A 16,981-nucleotide genomic window follows, 5' to 3' on the forward strand; every position below is an offset into this window, starting at 1 on the left:
CGTGCTGCGCCGCCTCGCCCAGAACCCGGAGGTCGGCGAGGTCACGGTGCTGGCCCACTCGATGGGCAACTGGCTGGTGCTCGAATCCTTGCGCCAGATGGCGATCCGCGACGGGCGCGTCGCTCCGAAGATCCGCGACGTGGTGCTGGCCGCCCCCGACGTCGACGTCGACCTCGCCCGCGAGGCTTTTCGCGATATGGGCCCGGGCCGGCCGCGCCTGAGCCTGTTCGTGTCGCAGGACGACAACGCGCTCGCGGTCTCGCGCCTGGTCTGGGGCGGGGCCGGCGCGCGGCTGGGGGCCATCGACCCGACGGCCGAGCCCTACCGCACCGAGCTCGCCCGCGAGAACATCGCGGTCCTGAACCTCACCTCCATGAAGGGCAGCGACGCCCTCAACCACGGCAAGTTCGCCGGCAGCCCGCAGCTCGTGGCTCTCCTCGGCAACCGCCTGGCCCAGGGGCAGACGATCACCGATTCCCGCGTCGGCCTCTCCGACCGCATCGTCCAGATCACCGCGGGCGCCGCCGCCACGGTCGGCACCGCCGCGGGCCTCGCGGTCTCGGCCCCGGTGGCGGTGGTGGACGCCCAGAGCCGCGAGACCTACGGCGAGCACCTGCGCTCCCTCGGCCAGGGCCTCGGCGACACGGCGGAAGGTGCAGTGGACCTCGCGACGGCGCCGGCCCGGGCGCTCGGGGGGCGGTAAGGGGTCAGCCCATGGCGCGCGACAGGTCCTTGCGCCAGGAGCCGTGCGCGACCTCCCCGTCCCGTTCGGCCACGGCGAGGGCCTGAAGCAGCCCGGCGCGGTCGAGGGGGACGCAATAGGCGGGTTTCCCCCGCTCAAAGCGCCAGCTCTCCGCCAGGCTCCCGGCATCGACCGGATCGAAGCCGAACTGGTCGACCAGCTCCGCCGCGACCGCTTTCGCCGGCACGTCGTCGCCCGCGAGCGGCAGGGCCCGGCGTCCCGGCGCGCCCGCCGGCCTGCCATCTGTCTCCAGGTCCTGCGCCCTGATGGCGTTGAACGCCTTGACGATCCGGGCCGCAGGCAGGTGCTCGGCCAGAAGCCCGCTCGTCGTCGCCCGCCGCTCGTCGAGCACCGCGATGGGCCCGTCCCGCTCCGGGTAGTGGTTCATTGCGTCGAGGACGATCTTGCCGGCAAGCTCAGCGCCCGGGAGGGTCGGGTAGGCGTGAAACGGGATCGCCGCCACCACGACCTCCCCGAAGGCCGCCGCCTCCGCGGCCGTCCCGATGTGGCAGCGGAGAGCGGCACTCAAGCTGAACAGGCTCTGCCGTCCGCGGGAATTCGCCACCATGACCTCGTGTCCCTGCACGATGGCGTGCTGGGCAACGGCTCGGCCGACATAGCCGGCCCCGATGATCCCGATCCGCATGGCGTCTCTCCTCGTGCGATTGCCGATGCGCCTTGCGTAACTGGGTGCGATCTGGCGATAAATCGCGCATTCGCGATGAGATTCCCAACCAGCAGGGGTTAATCGTGGACCGGCTCACCAGCATGGCGGTGTTCGTGACGGCTGCGGATCTCGGCTCCTTCGCGGCGGCAGCCGCCTCCCTCGGGATGTCGCCGCAGATGGTGGCCAAGCACGTGGCGTTTCTGGAGGGCCGGCTCGGCACGCGCCTTCTCAACCGCACCACCCGCCGCCAGAGCCTGACCGAGTTCGGCCGCGCCTATCACGAGCGCTGCCGCGTGGTCCTGGCGGAGGCGGAGGCGGCCGACGCGCTCGCCGAGGCGGCGCGGGCTCATCCGCGCGGCACTTTGCGGATCAACGCCCCGGTGACCTTCGGCAGCCACAGCCTGGTGCCCCTCCTGACTCGCTACCTGCGGTCCTGGCCCGAGGTGGAGGTCGATCTGAGCCTCACCGATCGCATGGTCGATCTCGTCGAGGAGGGATTCGAGGCGGTGATCCGCTTGGGGCCTCTCACCGATTCGAGCCTGATCGCCCGACCGCTCGCCCCCTACCGGCTGGTGGCCTGCGCGGCGCCGGCCTACCTCGCGGCGCATGGCGCACCGGATTCGCCCGAGGCCCTGGCCGGTCACCAATGCCTCGACTTCGCCCATTGGCCGCGGGGCCGCGACTCCCTCTGGCGCTTCACGCGCGCCGGCGTCACCCGCGAGGCGCCCGCCACCGGGCGGTTGCACATCAACGACTTTCGCGCCCTGTTGCGGGCCGCCCTCGACGGATTCGGGATCGTGCTCGGCGTCGAGACCGCCCTGCGCGACGATCTCGCGGCCGGTCGTCTCGTGCGGATCCTGCCGGAGTGGGAGGCGCCGTCGCGGCCGATGCACCTGCTCACGATGCGCGACCGGCGCCCGACCGCCAAGCTGCGCCGCTTCATCGACTTGGTGACGAGCGAATTCGGACCGTACGGGGCTGCTGTCGCGGCGGGCGAAGCCTTGGCCAGCCACCGCAAGTCCGCCTAGGGTGCTGCCAACGACAACGCCCCCACGGCACGGCGGCGGAGCGCCGCCGCCGATGGGTGGGATCCCCCAGGAGGCCGAGACCATGCACTACCCCACACGCCGCACCCTGCTCGCCGGTGCCGCCGCGGCCGCTCTCCTGCCGGGCCCACATGTCCGCGCCCAAGGCGGGCCGCTCCGGCTCAAATGCGGGGTCGTCACGCCCGACACCCATCCGGCGACGATCCGCCTGCGCGAGGCGGCCGACAAGGTCGCGAAGGAGACGAGCGGCGCCGTCGAGGTCGCGATCTTCCCCAACGGGCAGCTCGGGTCGGATGCCGACATGCTGAGCCAGCTGCGGTCCGGCGCGCTGGAAATGTTCGCGCAATCCTCCTCGAACCTCGCGACGCTGGTGCCGCGCGCCTCGCTCATCAACGTCGCCTTCGCGTGGAGCGGCTACGACAAGGTCTGGCCGGCCCTCGACGGCGAACTCGGCGCCTATATCCGGGGCGAGATCGCGAAAGCCGGCCTCGTGCCGTTCGAGCGGATGTGGGACAACGGCTTTCGCCAGACCACGACCAGCATCCGGCCGATCGCGAGCCCGGCCGATTTCGACGGCCTGAAGCTCAGGGTGCCGAACAGCGCGCTGTTCACCTCGGCGTTCCGGGCGCTGGGTGCCGCGCCGGTGGCGCTCAACTTCTCGGAGGCCTACTCGGCGCTCCAGACCAAGGTGGTGGACGGGCAGGAGAACCCGCTTGCCATCATCGCGAGCTTCAAGCTCGCCGAGGTGCAGAAGTACCTCTCCTTCACCAACCACATCTGGGACGGGTTCTGGCTGATGTCCGGGAACCGGACCTGGTCGCGCCTGCCCGTCGACGTGAAGGCGGTGCTCGCCCGCCACTTCGACGACGCCGCCCTCGATCAGCGCCGGGACATCGCGAGCCAGGGCGAAACCCTGCGCACGGCGCTCGGCCAGGCTGGTTTTACGATCAACGATGCCCCCGCCGCACCCTTCCAGGACCGGCTGCGGGCCGCCGGGTTCTACGCCGAGTGGAAGGGCAAGTACGGGACCGAGGCCTGGGGCCACCTGGAAAAGTTCGCCGGGGCGGTGTCGTAGGACGCTCGCGGCCGTCGCGCGATCAGATGTCGGGGTCGCCCGGGCGCGCCGCTACGTAGGCCGTCCGGCGGCCCGGCACGAAGCCCATCCCCTCGTAGAAGGTGTGGACCCGCGGATCGGCGCGCCCGCTCTGCATCAGGACGTGGTGGCAGCCGCTCGCCCAGGCCTGGGCGAGGGCCGCCCGGACGACGGCTTTGCCGTGCCCGCGCCCGCGGTGGTCGGGGTGGGTCACGACGTTCTCCAGGAAGCCGTGGGCGCGCCCGCCGCGCAGGAGGTTCGGCGCGGTGACGAGCATGCAGGTCGCCGCGAGGGCCCCGCCGGTGTCGGCGTCGGACACGAAGATCGCGACGCCGGGATGCGCCAGGCTCTCCCGCCACAACCGCTCGGCCCGTGCCCCGGGCGCGGCGGCGCTGACCTCCGACGCGGCAAAGAGCGCCAGGAGCGCCGGCAGGTCGGCGGGACGCGCGGGCCGGGCGGCGGCCCTCCGGCGGTCCTCGCCCGGGCCCACGCGGGTCACCCCTGCTCCAGCGGCCGCATCACCGCGTAGAGCGCGTTCTTCGCCTCGAAGCCGATGCCGGGCACGTCCGGCATCGCGACCCGGCTGTCCTCGACCGGCACCGCGTCGGCAAAGCCGCCGAAGGGCGCGAAGACGTCCGGGTAGCTCTCGTTGCCGCCGAGGCCGAGGCCCACCGCGATGTTGAGGGCGAACTGGTGACCGCCATGGGGCACGCAGCGACGCGGCGACCAGCCGTGGGCGCGCAGCACGTCGAGGGTGCGCAGGTATTCGACGAGCCCGTAGGACAGGGCGGGATCGAATTGCAGGATGTCGCGATCGGGCCGCAGGCCGCCATGGCGGATCAGGTTGCGGGCGTCCTGGTGCGAGAACAGGTTCTCGCCGGTGGCGAGCGGCCCGTCATAGGTCGTGGCGAGGGCGGCATGGGCCAGGCAGTCGAGGGGATCGACCGGCTCCTCGTACCAGCGCAGGCCGTAGGGGGCGACCGCGCGGCCGAAGCGGATCGCCTCCTCGAGGGTGAAGCGGCCGTTGACGTCGACGCAGAGGCGCGCGCCGTCGCCGCCGAGCACCGACAGCACCGCCTCGATCCGGGCGACGTCCTCGGCGAGCGGCACCAGCCCGACCTTCATCTTCACGGTGCTGTAGCCGCGGTCGAGATAGGAGCGCATCTCGTCCTGGAGGGCGTCGAGGCCCTTGCCCGGGTAGTAGTAGCCGCCCGCGGCGTAGACCCACGCGGTCGGATCGGCCTCGCCCCCGCGGTAGCGGTCGGCGAGGAGCCGCCAGAGCGGCACGCCCTTCGCCTTGGCGAGCGCGTCCCACAGGGCCATGTCGAGCACGCCCACCGCCACCGAGCGCTCGCCGTGGCCGCCGGGCTTCTCGTTCTTCATCATCGCCGCCCAGGCCCGGTGCGGGTCGAGGAACCCGTCCTCGTCCTGCAGGTCGTCCGGGGCGGCGGCGAGCAGGCGCGGGATGAAGCGCTCGCGCAGGAGCCCCTGCGGGGCATAGCGGCCGTTCGAGTTGAAGCCGAAGCCGACGACTGGGCGGCCGTCGACCACGGCGTCGGTCACCACCGCGACCACGCTCGCCGTCATGGTCGAGAAGTCGATCCAGGCGTTGGCGATGTCCGACTTGATCGGCGCGACGATGTCGCGGATGGCGGTGATGCGCATGGGTGATCCCCTACGAGGTCGCTGCCCCGTCTCGTAGGCGGCTGCGCCGACGCTGACAAATGCGCCGGGCGCGTGAGCCGTCAGCGCGCGGTGCCGTTCTTCTGCGACCCCGGGCCGGTTCCCGGCGCGCCGCTGCCGGTCGGGCCCTCGCGCTGCACGGTCGGACCGGGGCCCATGTTGCCGCCGCTCGACCCTTGCGAGCCGGTCGAGCCCATGCTGCCCGGGTTGTTGCCGCCGATGCCGGTGCCCGGCGGCTGGCTCGACATGCCCGAGCCGGTATTGCCGGTCGACGGCTTGGCGGCGCCCGAGCCGTTGTCGATGCCCTGGGCGGCGGCGCTGCCGGCCAGCCCCGCGACGAGGGCGGCGGCGAGGAGGGAGGTACGAAGCGGCATGGAAAGGAATCCGGTCTCGGGATGCTGCGGACCGGGGCAACGGGAGGATCCGGCCGGCGTTCCCGCTGCGGCGAAGGGGTAGGCAATGGGACGCGGATCGGACGCGAATCGCATCTTGGCATCCGGGTGCGCGCGCAGGCAGAGTGCCGTCCCTGTCGTCCCCCTGTCATGGGGCGGCGGCTATGGCCACCCGGCAGAAGGTGGCGCGGATCTTGTTAGGGAGCGTGCGGGGTCCGGTCGCGAGCCGTCCCGCGCGAAGGAGTTGAGATGCAGGTTTTCCTGATCGCCCTGGGGCTCGTCGCCGTCGTGGTCGCCGCCGGCGTCTTCGGTCATCATCCCGATCACCGCGAGACCCCGGCCCGCCGTCCCCGCGCCTGAGGACGGAGCGGGGCGCGCAACGGCCGCCGACCTGTCGCGTTGAAGACGCATCGGAGACCGGTGGGCGGCTCGTGACGGCTGCCCGATCCCTGGGGTCTCCCGAGACAGGAGCCGGTCATGTCCGTATCCATCCGCGCCGTGCTCGCCGGGGCGGTCCTGGCGGGCGCGTTCGTCGTCGGGCCCGCCGCGTGGTCCAGGGAGCTGCCCGACCAGACCGGCACCGGGGGCGGGCCGCGCTCCACCATCACGGCGCCGAACACCAGCGCGGTCGGCAAGGTGATGCCGCATGGCGGCGGCGCCGATGCGCGCATGGAGCGCGGGATCGACGCGCGCACCCGCCTGGAGCGGGCCGACGACCGGATCGACGGCGGGATCTGCGTCGGCTGCGGCCGCTAAGCAGATTTGGCCGAAGCGGACACCGGTTCGGCAGTAAAAATCTGCGACACAACAATAACCTAAGCAGGCGAAGCGTTGGCCTGCCAACGCAAGTCTGCTTAGGGCACGTCACGATCGCGTGGCGATCGCGTGGCGATCGCGAAGCGCTCCGGGTCTGTGATCGAGCCGCATTCTTTTGCGGCGAACCGGTGCCCACGGCGTCGAACAACGCTCCAGGACCCGCGGGCGGCCGGATTCAGCCCAGCATCTCCGCCAGCCGCGCCCTGGCGCGGTTGATCCGGCTCTTCACGGTGCCGACCCGGCACTCCATCGCGGCGGCGATGTCCTCGTAGGACAGGTCGTGTACGGCGGAGAGCAGCAGCGCCTCGCGCTGGTCCGGCACCAGCCGGTCGAGGGCCGATTGCACGTCGCGCAGGTCGAGGTTGCCGTCCTGGGCCGGAAGGGACACGAGGCGCCCGGCGAAGATCCCGTCGGGATCGCCGACCTCGCGGGCGCGCTTCTGGTGTTCCGAATAGAAGTGGTTGCGCAGGATGGTATAGAGCCAGGCGCCGAGCTGGGTGCCGGGGGTGAAGCGGTCCTGCGCCGCCCAGGCCTTCAGCAGGGTCTCCTGCACCAGGTCGTCGGCGCGGGTGCGGTCGTTGCAGAGCGTCACGGCCCGGCGCCTCAGCCGCGGCACCTCCGCCAGCATGTCGCGCCGGAACGCCTCCGCGGGCGCGGCGTCGAGGCCGGCGAGCGCCGCGGCGAGGCGCGCGACCAGCGCCTCCAGACGGTCGCAGGGCGGCGCCGCCACGTCGTCGTAGGCGGCGCGCAGCACCGCCCCGAGATGGGCCTGGATGCCCGCCGGCAAGGCCGGCAACTCGGCGGTGTCCAGGGTGGTCGTGGTCGGCTGCGGCATCGGCGGTCTCCGGCGGCCGCCGCTTAAGCCATGCTCTGACGTACCATTACAATGATCCGGGCGTACTAGTTCGAATGGCCGGCATCCGAGCCGGGCTCAGCCGGCATCCGCCACGAGGCCGGGTTCGACCGTGCCCGGAAGCCAGCGGCCGCGCATGTGCCGCGCCGCCGCCTGACGGACCTTCTCGGCATAGCCGGGGAGCGCCGGACCGATCAGCGGCAGACCGAAGGCGGCGATGGTGGCCCGGACGCCCTCCGCGTCGAGGGCGCGCCCGGCCGCCACGGCATGGCGGGCGATCTCGAGCTCCTGGCCCCAGAAATAGAGGCTCGCGGCCTGGACGTTCGCCTGCATCCGGCGCACGTCCGTAACGCGATCGTCGGAGACGAGTGGCAGCCAGATGTCCGGCATCAGCAGGTCGACGGGCCGGTCGGGGCGCCACGCCAGGGCGTCGCCCTCGACGATGCGGATCTTGGCGCGGGCCTCCGGCGGCAGCTGGGCGGCGAGGTCGAGGTCCCGGTGCAGCGCGATCACCTCGGGGTCGATCTCGACGACCGTGACGGCGGTGACCTCCGGCCGCAGGGCGCACGCGACCATCGACCAGCCCATCCCGAGACCGAACACGACGACGTGACCGGCAGACAGGCGCACGCCGATTTCCTGGCTCTCCAGCTCGATCGGGGTGGTCGACATCCAGGTCTCGTCGTCGCGGACCAGGGCCGTGACGCTCGGCACCAGCCGCGCCGGGCTCCAGTAGCCCTGGGCGAGCAGGTTCTGCCCGTGATGGATGTGCCAGGCGCCGGATCGCAGCGGCCGGTAGACCGGCACGAACAGGTCGAAGGTGAACGGCTCCAGCCCCGGCGGGATCGCCGTGAGGGCGGCCGTCATGGGCGGAAGCGTCACGGATGGGATCGTCATGCCGTCATCCTCGCGGGCGGGGGCGGCCCGATTGGCGCCGATTCCCGCCTTCCGTGCAAGCGAGTCCGTCCGGGGTTGGAGCCCGCTCGAGACGGGTCGACCGCGAGAGCCCGAGGGCCGGCCCCGCGGCGCCGGGCTGCGTGGCGATCGGGGTCGATCTAGGGTCTAACGGATCGGCCCCGGCAGCAGGCGAGCGAACGATGACCCTGACGATCTACGACTGGCACACCGGGCCCTATCCGGCGCGCGTACGGATCGCGCTCGCCGAGAAGGGGCTCCAATCCCGGCTTCGCTTCGTGTCGGTCGACCTCCGGAAGGGCGAGCACAAGACCGAGGCCTTCCGCGCCAAGAATTATTCCGGCACCCTGCCGGTCCTGGAACTCGACGACGGCACGCTCATCGCCGAATGCACGGCGATCACGGAGTACGTCGATGCCCTCGACGGCACGCCGGTCCTCACCGGCCGGACGCCGCGCGAGAAGGGCGTGATCCACATGATGAGCCGCCGTGCCGAATTGGAGGTACTCGATGCGCTCAGCCTCTACTTCCATCACGCCACCCCGGGCCTCGGCCCGCACGTCGAGGTCTACCAGAATCCCGAATGGGGCCTGTACCAGCGGGACAAGGCTCTGCGGGGGATGCGCTACTTCGATGGTGTGCTGCGCCGGCAGTCCTTCGTCGCGGGTGAGGCTTTCTCGATGGCCGACATCGCGCTCATCGGCGGGATGATCTTCGCCGGTCTGCTGCGGGTTCCCGTGCCGGAGGAGTGCGAGGCCCTGAACGCCTGGTACGCGAGGATGCAGGAGCGCCCGAGCGTCCGGAACTGGCGCACGATGTCGGCGTGACGGGGGCGGGGGACCCTTGCGATCCTTCAGCCCGCGTCCCGTCGCGGCGCGCCGTCATCGGCAAGGCCCCGCACCAGCGGCAGCGCCGCCGCGCAGAGTGCCGCCATGACCCAGAAGGCGCCGGGGCCGAGCCGCGCCCAGAGCGGCCCGGCCGCGAGGGTCGCCAGGGTGGTGGCGAGGCCGAGGCCGAGGGTGCCGTAGAGGGTCTGGGCCGTCGCCGCGAGGGCGGGCGGCACCGTCCGGGCGAGAACCTGCATCGCCGCGAGGTGCAGGAGCGCGAAGGTGAGCCCGTGCAGGGCCTGGATCGCCGCGAGCGCCGGCAGCGCGACGGTGAGCGCCGCCACCGACCAGCGCAAGGCTCCCGCCCCGGCCGCGAGCGCCAGCGCCCCGGCCGGTCCGAGGCGTGCCAGCAGCCGGGGACCGACGACCAGGAAGACCAGCACCTCCGCCGCCACCGCCTCGGCCCAGAGCAGGCTCGCGGTGCCGGGGGAGAGGCCGGCCTCGCGCCAGCGGATCACCGCGAAGGCCTCGTGCACCGCATGGCTGGCGATCACCAGGGCGGCGACGGCGACGAGGCGGCGGAAGGCGGGCGCGTGCAGGAGCACCCGCAACTCGGCGAGGCCGGGCCGTCCCGCGCTCGGCGCCTCGACCCGGGTGGGGCCGGCCGGCAGGGCCAGCGTCGCGGCGGCCAGCAGCACGAACGCGGCGGCGCCCGCCACCGGCAGGGCCGACAGGCCGACGAAGCCCGTCACCTGGCCGGCCGCGAGCGTGCCGGCGATGAAGGCGGCCGAGCCGGCGCCCCGCACGGTGCCGTAGGCGAAGCGGGACGCCGCGGCGGCCGGGAGCGCCAGGGCATCGGCCAGCGGAGCGAGCGGCGCCGTCGCGGCGGCATGCGCCAGGCCGGCGAGCAGCAGACCGGACAAGCCGTGGCCGGCAAGGTAGAGGAGGGCGCTCGAGCCCGCGAGGAGCCCGCAGGCCGCGAGCACGCCGCGGCCGGCGCGGAGCCGGTCGGCGATCCCGCCCGCCAGCGGGCCGGCGGCCAGCCGGATCGCCGTGCCGGCGGCGAGCACCAGCCCGACCTCGGTCGGCGAGAGCCCGCGCTCGGACAGGAGCGCGGGCAGGAACGGCGTCGTCAGGCCGTAACCGGCATAGAGCGCGGCGTAGACGAGAAGGAAGCGCGGCAGCGCTCCCGTCGGCACGGGGGCCGTGACCGGGCGCGCGCCGTCGTCAGATCAGGCCGGCGCCGTGGGGATGGTCCCGCGGCGGCTCGACGGTGACGATGGTCCCCAGACCGAGGACGAGGGCGCCGGCGGCGCAGAAAGCGAGGGAGAGGGCTGCGATGATCATGGGTGGGAGCTTTGCGATCCCGTGCTTAACGCGACCTTGCCGAACCGGATGAAGAAGGGGAAAACCCCAGCATCCACAACGCGGATGCGGGACGGCGCCGGGATGGCGCCGCGGCCACGCAAACGCCATTTTCGGGACGGGGGACGCCCTATGGAGTACCGCACGCTCGGCCGGTCCGGCCTGAAGGTCTCGCCGCTCTGCCTCGGTACGATGATGTTCGGCGGGCCGACCCCCGACGACGAGGCGGCCCGCATCGTGGCGGATGCCCGCGACCGGGGGATCACCTTCATCGACACCGCGAACGCCTACACGGAAGGGCGATCCGAGGAGGTGGTGGGCCGGGCCATCGCGCAGGACCGCGACGCCTGGGTGCTCGCCACCAAGGTCGCGAACCCGATGGGGAAAGGCCCGAACGACCGCGGCCTGTCGCGCGCCCACATCGTCCAGGCCTGCGAGGCCAGCCTCAAGCGCCTGAACACCGACCGGATCGACCTCTACTACCTCCACAAGGAGGACCACGACACGCCGCTCTCCGAGACCGTGCGGGCGATGGCCGACCTGATCCGGGCCGGCAAGGTCCGGTACTTCGGGGTGTCGAACCACCGGGCCTGGCGGGTCGCCGAGATCTGCCGGCTGTGCGACGAGCACGGCATCGACCGGCCGGCGGCGAGCCAGCCCTACTACAACGCCCTCAACCGGATGCCGGAGGTCGAGCACCTGCCGGCCTGCGCCCATTACGGGCTCGGCGTCGTGCCCTACTCGCCGCTCGCCCGCGGCGTGCTGACCGCGAAGTACCGCCCCGGCGAGGCCCCGCCCGAGGGCACCCGCGCCGGGCGGGGCGACACCCGGATGATGCAGACGGAGTGGCGGCCCGAGAGCCTGCACATCGCCGAGGAGCTGAAGACCCACGCGGAGGGCAAGGGCGCTTCCGTGATCGACTTCGCGGTGGCCTGGGTGCTCAACAACCGCGCCGTCACGGCGGTGATCGCCGGACCCCGGACCTTCGAGCAGTGGCGTTCCTACGCCCGGGCCCTCGACTACCGCTTCACCCCCGAGGACGAGGCGCTAATCGACCGCCTGGTGCCGGCCGGCCATCCCTCGACCCCGGGCTACACCGATCCGGCCTATCCGCTCGAGGGACGAACCACCTGGACGCAGGCCCGCGGCTGAGCCACGCTCCTCAGCGTCAGGCTCGCGGCGTGATCCGATGTGGATGACTCCGGTTCGACGGCGATTTCCTCTTGGAACGCGCCGTCCACGGCTTAGTTGTTGACGCTATGTGCCCAGGCATGTCCACTGTTCGACCCTGGGAGACGGGTTGCAGACCGGAGGAGACCGATGGCGATCAAGACCACCAAGAAGGCCGAGACCAAGGCCGAACCCGAAGCCGCCCCGAAGGCCGCTCCCAAGGCCACGAAGGCGGCCGCCAAGGACACGGCGAAGGACGACGACGCCGGCGAGGCCAAGGGCGCGGCCAAGGGCAAGAAGGTCGCGGCGCCGAAATCCGGCGACAAGCCCAACGCCCTGCAGAAGCCCCTGCAGCCGACGCCCGAGCTCGCCGCCATCGTCGGCGACAGCCCGATCCCGCGCGGCGAGGTGGTGAGCAAGGTGTGGGAGTACATCCGCAAGCACTCGCTCCAGAACCCTGAGAACAAGCGCGAGATCCTCGCCGACGACAGGCTGAAGAAGGTCTTCGGCAAGGACAAGGCGACGATGTTCGAGATGAACAAGTACCTCGCCCAGCACCTGAAGTAGGACTGCCCGGCCACCGGCTTCCTCCGGTCCGTCTCTCCCCGGATGGCCGCCCAGCGCGGCCATCCGCGCTCCCGGCCGCCGGATCGCCCGTCCCGGGCCCATCCGCGAGCCGATGACCCAACCCCCCGATCCAGGCGATGCCGGCCGAGGCCGTGCCCTCGCCGCCCTCCTGTTCGTGGTCGTCCTGGTGGTCGCCTGCGTCTGGCTCGCCGGCGTCCTTCGCCGGGAATCGGCCCGCGAGGATTGCCTGGCGAGCGGCCGGCGGGATTGCGACGTGGTGACATCCTCCCCCTGATCCGCGGCGGCTTTCGCGACGTCATGCGCTCGGCGCTGCAGCCAAGCGACGGACCACGGCGCCGAGCGCGCCCTTCGAGCGCGCCTTTGGGTTTACCTGGGTAACCCCTCGGGGATGACCGTCCGCGGCCGGTCACGGGGCCCGATACAAGACGAATCCCTCGATCTCTTGCAAATGCCCGCTGTCGGCGAACCTCCAGGCGACGATGGCGGAGACCGGGTACGGCCCGCTGACGCCGCCACGTCGCTCGAGGCCGTCGCGCGATCCGCGGATCGTCCCCGCACGGCTCGATCAGGGGGAAGCCCCGGGTGACCAGAGCCGTCGAAACGGCATTCGCATCGCTTCCTTTGGGGAAGTCGGCGCGCAGGCGGGCGGGAGCGCTCGCGATGCGGCACCGCGTTCGGACGCAGTCGTCGGTGCGGTTGCTTCGCAACTGCTTTCGCCGTTGGGCCAGCGGCTTCAGTCCTCCTCGAAAGGAACCGGGTAGGACGCTCTCGACCTGTCGATCCATGCTGGAACGGCATGGCAACGGCGGCGCCCGCGTTGGTCCGGCTGCCCGCAATGCCGTGACGACGGTTACGAGGCGGGCCGAGATTGGCCACGCGGCATCCAACGAACCGGATCGTGACATGCGGCCTTTCCGGCAAACGCCCGGCCGGCACGAAGGCTGCAAGACCCTTCACCCCGAACCGATGCTCGCACAGGTCGCGCCGCCCTGCTGGCGCTGAGTCCTGGATTGTGCTTGGATGGATAACCTTGGGTAAGAAGGCCCCGTTTGCATTTGGACATATCGGAAAAACGATGAAACATATCGATGATGCGGCCGAATCATTGATCGACCTGCGGCAAAGTATAGATAATATAGATTCCGCCATGATTTACATGTTGTCCGAGCGGTTTCGCTGTACGAAGCGCGTCGGAGCCCTGAAGGCGGTCCACGACCTTCCTGCAGCCGATCCCGACCGCGAGGCATACCAAATCGAGCGCCTGCGGAAGCTCGCGGACCAAGCCCGGCTCGATCCCGATTTCGCCGAAAAATATCTCTCTTTCATCATTCGCGAGGTCATCCGCCACCACGAGGCAGTCGGGCGGTCGACCGCCGTCCAGGAGTGACGACAGCATCCGCGACCTGATCGAATGACGACGCCCGCAGACGATCGATCGCCGACCGATCGCAGTGTCCTCCAGCCAGACTGCCGCGTGAGGGACGAGGTGCCGGGTGGGTGCGCACATCCGTGCTGCGACGCGCGGCTGACACCCAGGGGGACTGCTCCTTCATGACATCGCCATCCCCGATGCCGGATCCTTCCGGGCCCGACGGCATGCCGCCCGCCCAGCGGCGGCGCGCCATGGCGGCCATCCTCGCGGGCATCGGGCTCGCTTTTCTCGACACGGCGATCGCCAACACCACGCTGCCCACCATCGCGGCCGATCTCGGGATCGATTCCGCGGCGTCGATCTGGATCGTCAGCGCCTATCAGCTCGCCGTGGTGGCGACGCTGCTGCCGGTCGCCGCGCTCGGCGAGATCGTCGGGCAGCAGCGGGTGTTCACGGCCGGCATCGCCCTGTTCACCGGGGCCTCGCTCGCCTGCGCGCTCGCCTGGTCTCTTCCGGCGCTCATCGCCGCGCGCCTGCTCCAGGGCATCGGTGCCGGCGCAGTGATGTCGGTCAACATCGCGCTCGTCCGCTTCATCACCCCCGCCGACCGGCTCGGACGCGGCGTCGGGCTCAACGCCTTCGTCGGCAGCGTCTGCTTCGTGGCGGGGCCGCCGGCCGCTTCGCTGATCCTGCTCGTCCTGCCGTGGCCCTGGCTGTTCGCGCTCAACCTGCCGATCGGGCTTGCGGCCCTGGTGCTGGCCCTCGCCGCCCTGCCCGACACCGGACGCGCCGCGCACGCCTTCGACGGGCCCGGAGCGGTCCTCACCCTCATCACCTTCTCCCTTCTCGTGCTGGGGCTCGGCGAGATCGCCCACGAGGGGCCGGGTTGGCGCAACGGCGCCGAGCTCGGCGGCGCGATGGTCTTCGGCCTTCTGCTCCTGCGGCGGCAGGCCGGCCATCCGGCGCCGATGCTGCCCGTCGACCTGCTGACGCGCCCGCTCTTCGCCCTCTCGGCCGCCGCCGCCGCGTGTGCTTTCGTGGCGCAGGGCCTCGCCTTCGTGTCCCTGCCGTTCCTGTTTCAGCAGGCGCTCGGGCGTTCCCAGTTCGAGGCCGGCTTCCTGATGACGCCTTGGACCGTCACGGTCGCCCTCGTGGCGCCCCTGGCCGGGCGCCTGTCGGACCGCTACCCCTCGGGCCTGCTCGGCGGAATCGGACTCATGGGGCTCGGCCTCGGTCTGGGTCTGCTCGCCGCCCTTCCGTCCGACCCGAGCCTCGGCGACATCGCGTGGCGGTTGGCGGCGTGCGGAGCCGGCTTCGGCTTCTTCCAGGCGCCCAACCTTCGCGCCCTCATGACGAGCGCGCCACCCGCGCGCGCGGGTGGCGCGAGCGCCATGGCGGCCACTGCCCGGCTGCTCGGCCAGACCACCGGCGCTGCCCTGGTGGCCGCCTGCTTCGCCCTGGCGAATGGCCGGGGGCCCGCGCTCGCCTTGGGACTCGGCGGCATCGTCGCGGGGGCGGCCAGCCTCGTGAGTGTCGCGCGCCTCGCCATTCGGCCCGATCCCCGATGACGATCGGGCCGCTCCCCTCCCGCGCGAGCCGCCGGACGTGCCCCGCGCTGCCGCGCCTCACGCGTGGCGGGCCGCCCGTCACCGAAACAGGATCAGCGCCTTCGACAGGGTGATCCACACGCCCCACAGGATCGGCAGGCCGACCGCCGCCCAGGCGACGACCGCCACCGGCGTCAGGCCGCCGCGGCCGATCCCGAAGGAGCCGGACGGGTCGGAAGCCCCCGCGGTGCCGGCCGTCGCGTCGGCCGGGCGCATGAACCAGCGCTCGGCGAGCGGCCGGACCAGGAGGTTCGCCACGAATCCGGCCGCCAGGAAGCCGGCGAGGATCAGGAGCGTCCGGCCGTAGAGGGCGGCGCCCTGCACGCCGGCATCGACCTGGGCCTGCCGGATCGCCGTCACCACGAAGGGGCCGACGACGCCCGCCGTCGACCAGGCGGTGAGCAGCCGGCCGTGGATCGCGCCGACGAACTGGGTCCCGAACACGTCGGCGAGGTAGGCGGGGATCGTCGCGAAGCCGCCGCCATACATCGACAGGATCACGCAGAAGAACAGCACGAACAGCGCTTGCGAGCCGATGCCCGCGGCCCAGGGCGCGGCGGCGTAGAGGACGCAGCCGAGTGCGAAGAAGGTGGCGTAGGTGACCTTGCGGCCGATGCGGTCCGAGAGCGTGGCCCAGAAGAACCGGCCGAGGATGTTGAACAGCGAGAGCAGGCCGACGAAGCCGGCCGCGATGGCGGCGACCTGCGCCTTCTGCCCGGCATCGAGCTGCGCCAGGCCGAGGTCGGGCCGGCCGATCAGCGCGCCGCCGAAGATCTCCTGGAGCATCGGCGAGGCGAGCGCCAGCACGCCGATGCCGGCCGAGACGTTCAGGCACAGCATCGCCCAGAGCAGCCAGAACTGCGTGGTCTTGTGGGCGTCGCGCAGGTGGACGTGCCCGCTGGTGATCATCCGGTTCTTTGCCGCCGGCGGGGTCCAGCCGTCCGGCCGCCAGCCTGCGGGTGGCACGCGGTAGCCGAAGGCGCCGCAGAGCATGACGAGGAGATAGCCCGCGCCCATCAGCGCGAGGGTCTGCCACACGCCGGCGCCGTCCGGGCCCTTGAAGCGGGTGATGAGCATGTCGGCGAGCGGCGAACCGATCATCGCGCCGCCGCCGAAGCCCATGATCGCCATGCCGGTCGCCATGCCGCGCCGGTCCGGGAACCACTTCACCAGGGTCGAGACCGGCGAGATGTAGCCAAGCCCGAGCCCGATGCCGCCGATCAGCCCCATGCCGAGCCAGATCAGCCAGAGCTGGTGGAGGGAGACGCCGAGCGCCCCGACGAGGAAGCCGCCGCCCCAGCACAGGGCGGCGGCGAGGCCCGCCTTGCGCGGCCCGGCGCGCTCGAGCCAGCCGCCGAACAGGGCGGCCGAGAGACCGAGCATCAGGATGCCGATGGAGAAGGTGAGGACGAGGTCGCTGACGCGCCAGTCGCAGGTCGTGGTGACCAGCGCCGTCAGGAGGCCCATCTCCGGGCAGGCCGCCGGAGCCGGCTGGCCGACGCTGAGTGCGCGCGACAGCGGCAGCCAGAACACCGACAATCCGTAGGACATGCCGATGCAGAGATGGATGGCCAGCGCCGCCGGTGGGACGAGCCAGCGGTTGAAGCCGGCGCGGGCGACGATGCGTTCGCGGTCGAGGAGACCGGGCGCCCCCGTTGAGCGATCGACGACCCGTGCGTCCATGAACGTCCTCCGGTTTCGGCCCCGTGGCGGGCCGTTGACGCAGCACGTCTACGGCAAGATCTTCATCCCGGATAGTCGTCGCGTGTGCGGGGCCGGGCCTCGTCCAAATCGTTCCTTTGCCTCGGAAACGGACGGGTTTGCGGTCCGCCGGCCCGGGACGAC

The 16,981-nt window shown here is 71.9% G+C and carries 18 protein-coding genes; 10 read left to right on the forward strand and 8 right to left on the reverse strand.

Features of this window, described 5'->3' with window-relative positions:
* Positions 1–703: alpha/beta hydrolase (locus QR78_RS25820; RefSeq protein ID WP_048430463.1), on the forward strand; the 703-nt coding region annotated here is incomplete at its 5' end.
* A gap of 4 nt (positions 704–707) precedes the next feature.
* Here QR78_RS25820 and QR78_RS25825 read toward each other — a convergent pair.
* A complete protein-coding gene (locus tag QR78_RS25825; protein ID WP_048430464.1) occupies positions 708–1,388 on the reverse strand; it encodes an NADPH-dependent F420 reductase in 681 nt (226 codons plus the stop codon).
* A gap of 104 nt (positions 1,389–1,492) precedes the next feature.
* On the opposite strand from QR78_RS25825, the gene QR78_RS25830 reads away from it, so the two are divergent.
* Both QR78_RS25830 and QR78_RS25835 read left to right on the forward strand, forming a co-directional pair.
* A complete protein-coding gene (locus QR78_RS25830; RefSeq protein ID WP_048430465.1) occupies positions 1,493–2,437 on the forward strand; it encodes a LysR family transcriptional regulator in 945 nt (314 codons plus the stop codon).
* Between the two features lie 52 nt (positions 2,438–2,489).
* Entirely contained in the window at positions 2,490–3,530 is a 1,041-nt protein-coding gene (locus tag QR78_RS25835) for a TRAP transporter substrate-binding protein (RefSeq protein ID WP_425284140.1), read from the forward strand.
* Between the two features lie 22 nt (positions 3,531–3,552).
* Here the strand turns inward: QR78_RS25835 and QR78_RS25840 are convergent, their stop codons facing one another.
* From QR78_RS25840 to QR78_RS25850, 3 genes are all read right to left on the reverse strand, one after another.
* Positions 3,553–4,047 (reverse strand): GNAT family N-acetyltransferase, encoded by a 495-nt coding sequence (locus tag QR78_RS25840; protein WP_244276379.1) that lies wholly within the window; start codon positions 4,045–4,047, stop codon positions 3,553–3,555.
* Positions 4,044–5,213: a mandelate racemase/muconate lactonizing enzyme family protein gene (locus tag QR78_RS25845; RefSeq protein WP_048430466.1), complete on the reverse strand. Its 1,170-nt coding sequence runs from the start codon at positions 5,211–5,213 to the stop codon at positions 4,044–4,046. The genes QR78_RS25840 and QR78_RS25845 overlap by 4 nt, the downstream gene beginning before the upstream one ends.
* Before the next feature lie 80 nt (positions 5,214–5,293).
* Positions 5,294–5,605, reverse strand: a complete 312-nt coding sequence (locus QR78_RS25850; RefSeq protein WP_048430467.1) for a hypothetical protein — start codon at positions 5,603–5,605, stop codon at positions 5,294–5,296.
* A gap of 495 nt (positions 5,606–6,100) precedes the next feature.
* Between QR78_RS25850 and QR78_RS25855 the strand changes: the two genes are divergently transcribed.
* Entirely contained in the window at positions 6,101–6,379 is a 279-nt protein-coding gene (locus QR78_RS25855) for a hypothetical protein (protein ID WP_048430468.1), read from the forward strand.
* 235 nt (positions 6,380–6,614) lie between these two features.
* On the opposite strand, the gene QR78_RS25860 is transcribed toward QR78_RS25855, so the two are convergent.
* The gene (locus QR78_RS25860) at positions 6,615–7,274 is read right to left on the reverse strand and encodes a sigma-70 family RNA polymerase sigma factor (RefSeq protein WP_048430469.1); all 660 of its coding nucleotides are present in this window, start codon (positions 7,272–7,274) and stop codon (positions 6,615–6,617) included.
* Positions 7,275–7,370: 96 nt separating this feature from the next.
* A complete protein-coding gene (locus QR78_RS25865; protein ID WP_053221094.1) occupies positions 7,371–8,189 on the reverse strand; it encodes a polyamine aminopropyltransferase in 819 nt (272 codons plus the stop codon).
* Between the two features lie 206 nt (positions 8,190–8,395).
* On the opposite strand from QR78_RS25865, the gene QR78_RS25870 reads away from it, so the two are divergent.
* Complete coding sequence (locus QR78_RS25870; protein WP_048430499.1) at positions 8,396–9,034, forward strand: glutathione S-transferase; 639 nt, start codon at positions 8,396–8,398, stop codon at positions 9,032–9,034.
* Between the two features lie 26 nt (positions 9,035–9,060).
* Here the strand turns inward: QR78_RS25870 and QR78_RS25875 are convergent, their stop codons facing one another.
* Positions 9,061–10,233, reverse strand: a complete 1,173-nt coding sequence (locus tag QR78_RS25875) for an MFS transporter (RefSeq protein WP_048430470.1) — start codon at positions 10,231–10,233, stop codon at positions 9,061–9,063.
* Positions 10,234–10,531: 298 nt separating this feature from the next.
* Between QR78_RS25875 and QR78_RS25880 the strand changes: the two genes are divergently transcribed.
* The 5 genes from QR78_RS25880 to QR78_RS25900 all read left to right on the forward strand — a co-directional run bounded on the left by QR78_RS25880 (position 10,532) and on the right by QR78_RS25900 (position 15,097).
* Positions 10,532–11,551: an aldo/keto reductase gene (locus QR78_RS25880; RefSeq protein ID WP_048430471.1), complete on the forward strand. Its 1,020-nt coding sequence runs from the start codon at positions 10,532–10,534 to the stop codon at positions 11,549–11,551.
* Positions 11,552–11,719: 168 nt separating this feature from the next.
* Positions 11,720–12,136, forward strand: coding sequence for an SWIB/MDM2 domain-containing protein (locus QR78_RS25885; RefSeq protein WP_048430472.1), 417 nt, complete (start codon positions 11,720–11,722; stop codon positions 12,134–12,136).
* A gap of 112 nt (positions 12,137–12,248) precedes the next feature.
* Positions 12,249–12,431, forward strand: coding sequence for a hypothetical protein (locus QR78_RS25890; RefSeq protein WP_048430473.1), 183 nt, complete (start codon positions 12,249–12,251; stop codon positions 12,429–12,431).
* Positions 12,432–13,232: 801 nt separating this feature from the next.
* Positions 13,233–13,544, forward strand: a complete 312-nt coding sequence (locus QR78_RS25895; protein WP_048430474.1) for a chorismate mutase — start codon at positions 13,233–13,235, stop codon at positions 13,542–13,544.
* Between the two features lie 182 nt (positions 13,545–13,726).
* Complete coding sequence (locus QR78_RS25900; protein ID WP_244276378.1) at positions 13,727–15,097, forward strand: MFS transporter; 1,371 nt, start codon at positions 13,727–13,729, stop codon at positions 15,095–15,097.
* 78 nt (positions 15,098–15,175) lie between these two features.
* Here QR78_RS25900 and QR78_RS25905 read toward each other — a convergent pair whose 3' ends face one another.
* The gene (locus QR78_RS25905) at positions 15,176–16,819 is read right to left on the reverse strand and encodes an OFA family MFS transporter (protein WP_048430476.1); all 1,644 of its coding nucleotides are present in this window, start codon (positions 16,817–16,819) and stop codon (positions 15,176–15,178) included.
* Positions 16,820–16,981 lie beyond the last annotated feature (162 nt).

The sequence above is a fragment of the Methylobacterium indicum genome, from assembly GCF_001043895.1.
Classification (GTDB): Bacteria; Pseudomonadota; Alphaproteobacteria; order Rhizobiales; family Beijerinckiaceae; genus Methylobacterium; species Methylobacterium indicum.

Excerpts from the sequence above, each read along its gene's own strand:
- QR78_RS25900 (WP_244276378.1), top strand. The coding sequence starts at position 13,727 with ATGCCGGATCCTTCCGGGCCCGACGGCATGCCGCCCGCCCAGCGGCGG.
- QR78_RS25835 (WP_425284140.1), top strand. The coding sequence starts at position 2,490 with ATGGGTGGGATCCCCCAGGAGGCCGAGACCATGCACTACCCCACACGC.
- QR78_RS25860 (WP_048430469.1), bottom strand. The coding sequence starts at position 7,274 with ATGCCGCAGCCGACCACGACCACCCTGGACACCGCCGAGTTGCCGGCC.
- QR78_RS25895 (WP_048430474.1), top strand. The coding sequence starts at position 13,233 with ATGAAACATATCGATGATGCGGCCGAATCATTGATCGACCTGCGGCAA.
- QR78_RS25865 (WP_053221094.1), bottom strand. The coding sequence starts at position 8,189 with ATGACGATCCCATCCGTGACGCTTCCGCCCATGACGGCCGCCCTCACG.
- QR78_RS25845 (WP_048430466.1), bottom strand. The coding sequence starts at position 5,213 with ATGCGCATCACCGCCATCCGCGACATCGTCGCGCCGATCAAGTCGGAC.
- QR78_RS25855 (WP_048430468.1), top strand. The coding sequence starts at position 6,101 with ATGTCCGTATCCATCCGCGCCGTGCTCGCCGGGGCGGTCCTGGCGGGC.
- QR78_RS25885 (WP_048430472.1), top strand. The coding sequence starts at position 11,720 with ATGGCGATCAAGACCACCAAGAAGGCCGAGACCAAGGCCGAACCCGAA.
- QR78_RS25890 (WP_048430473.1), top strand. The coding sequence starts at position 12,249 with ATGACCCAACCCCCCGATCCAGGCGATGCCGGCCGAGGCCGTGCCCTC.
- QR78_RS25825 (WP_048430464.1), bottom strand. The coding sequence starts at position 1,388 with ATGCGGATCGGGATCATCGGGGCCGGCTATGTCGGCCGAGCCGTTGCC.
- QR78_RS25880 (WP_048430471.1), top strand. The coding sequence starts at position 10,532 with ATGGAGTACCGCACGCTCGGCCGGTCCGGCCTGAAGGTCTCGCCGCTC.
- QR78_RS25850 (WP_048430467.1), bottom strand. The coding sequence starts at position 5,605 with ATGCCGCTTCGTACCTCCCTCCTCGCCGCCGCCCTCGTCGCGGGGCTG.
- QR78_RS25905 (WP_048430476.1), bottom strand. The coding sequence starts at position 16,819 with ATGGACGCACGGGTCGTCGATCGCTCAACGGGGGCGCCCGGTCTCCTC.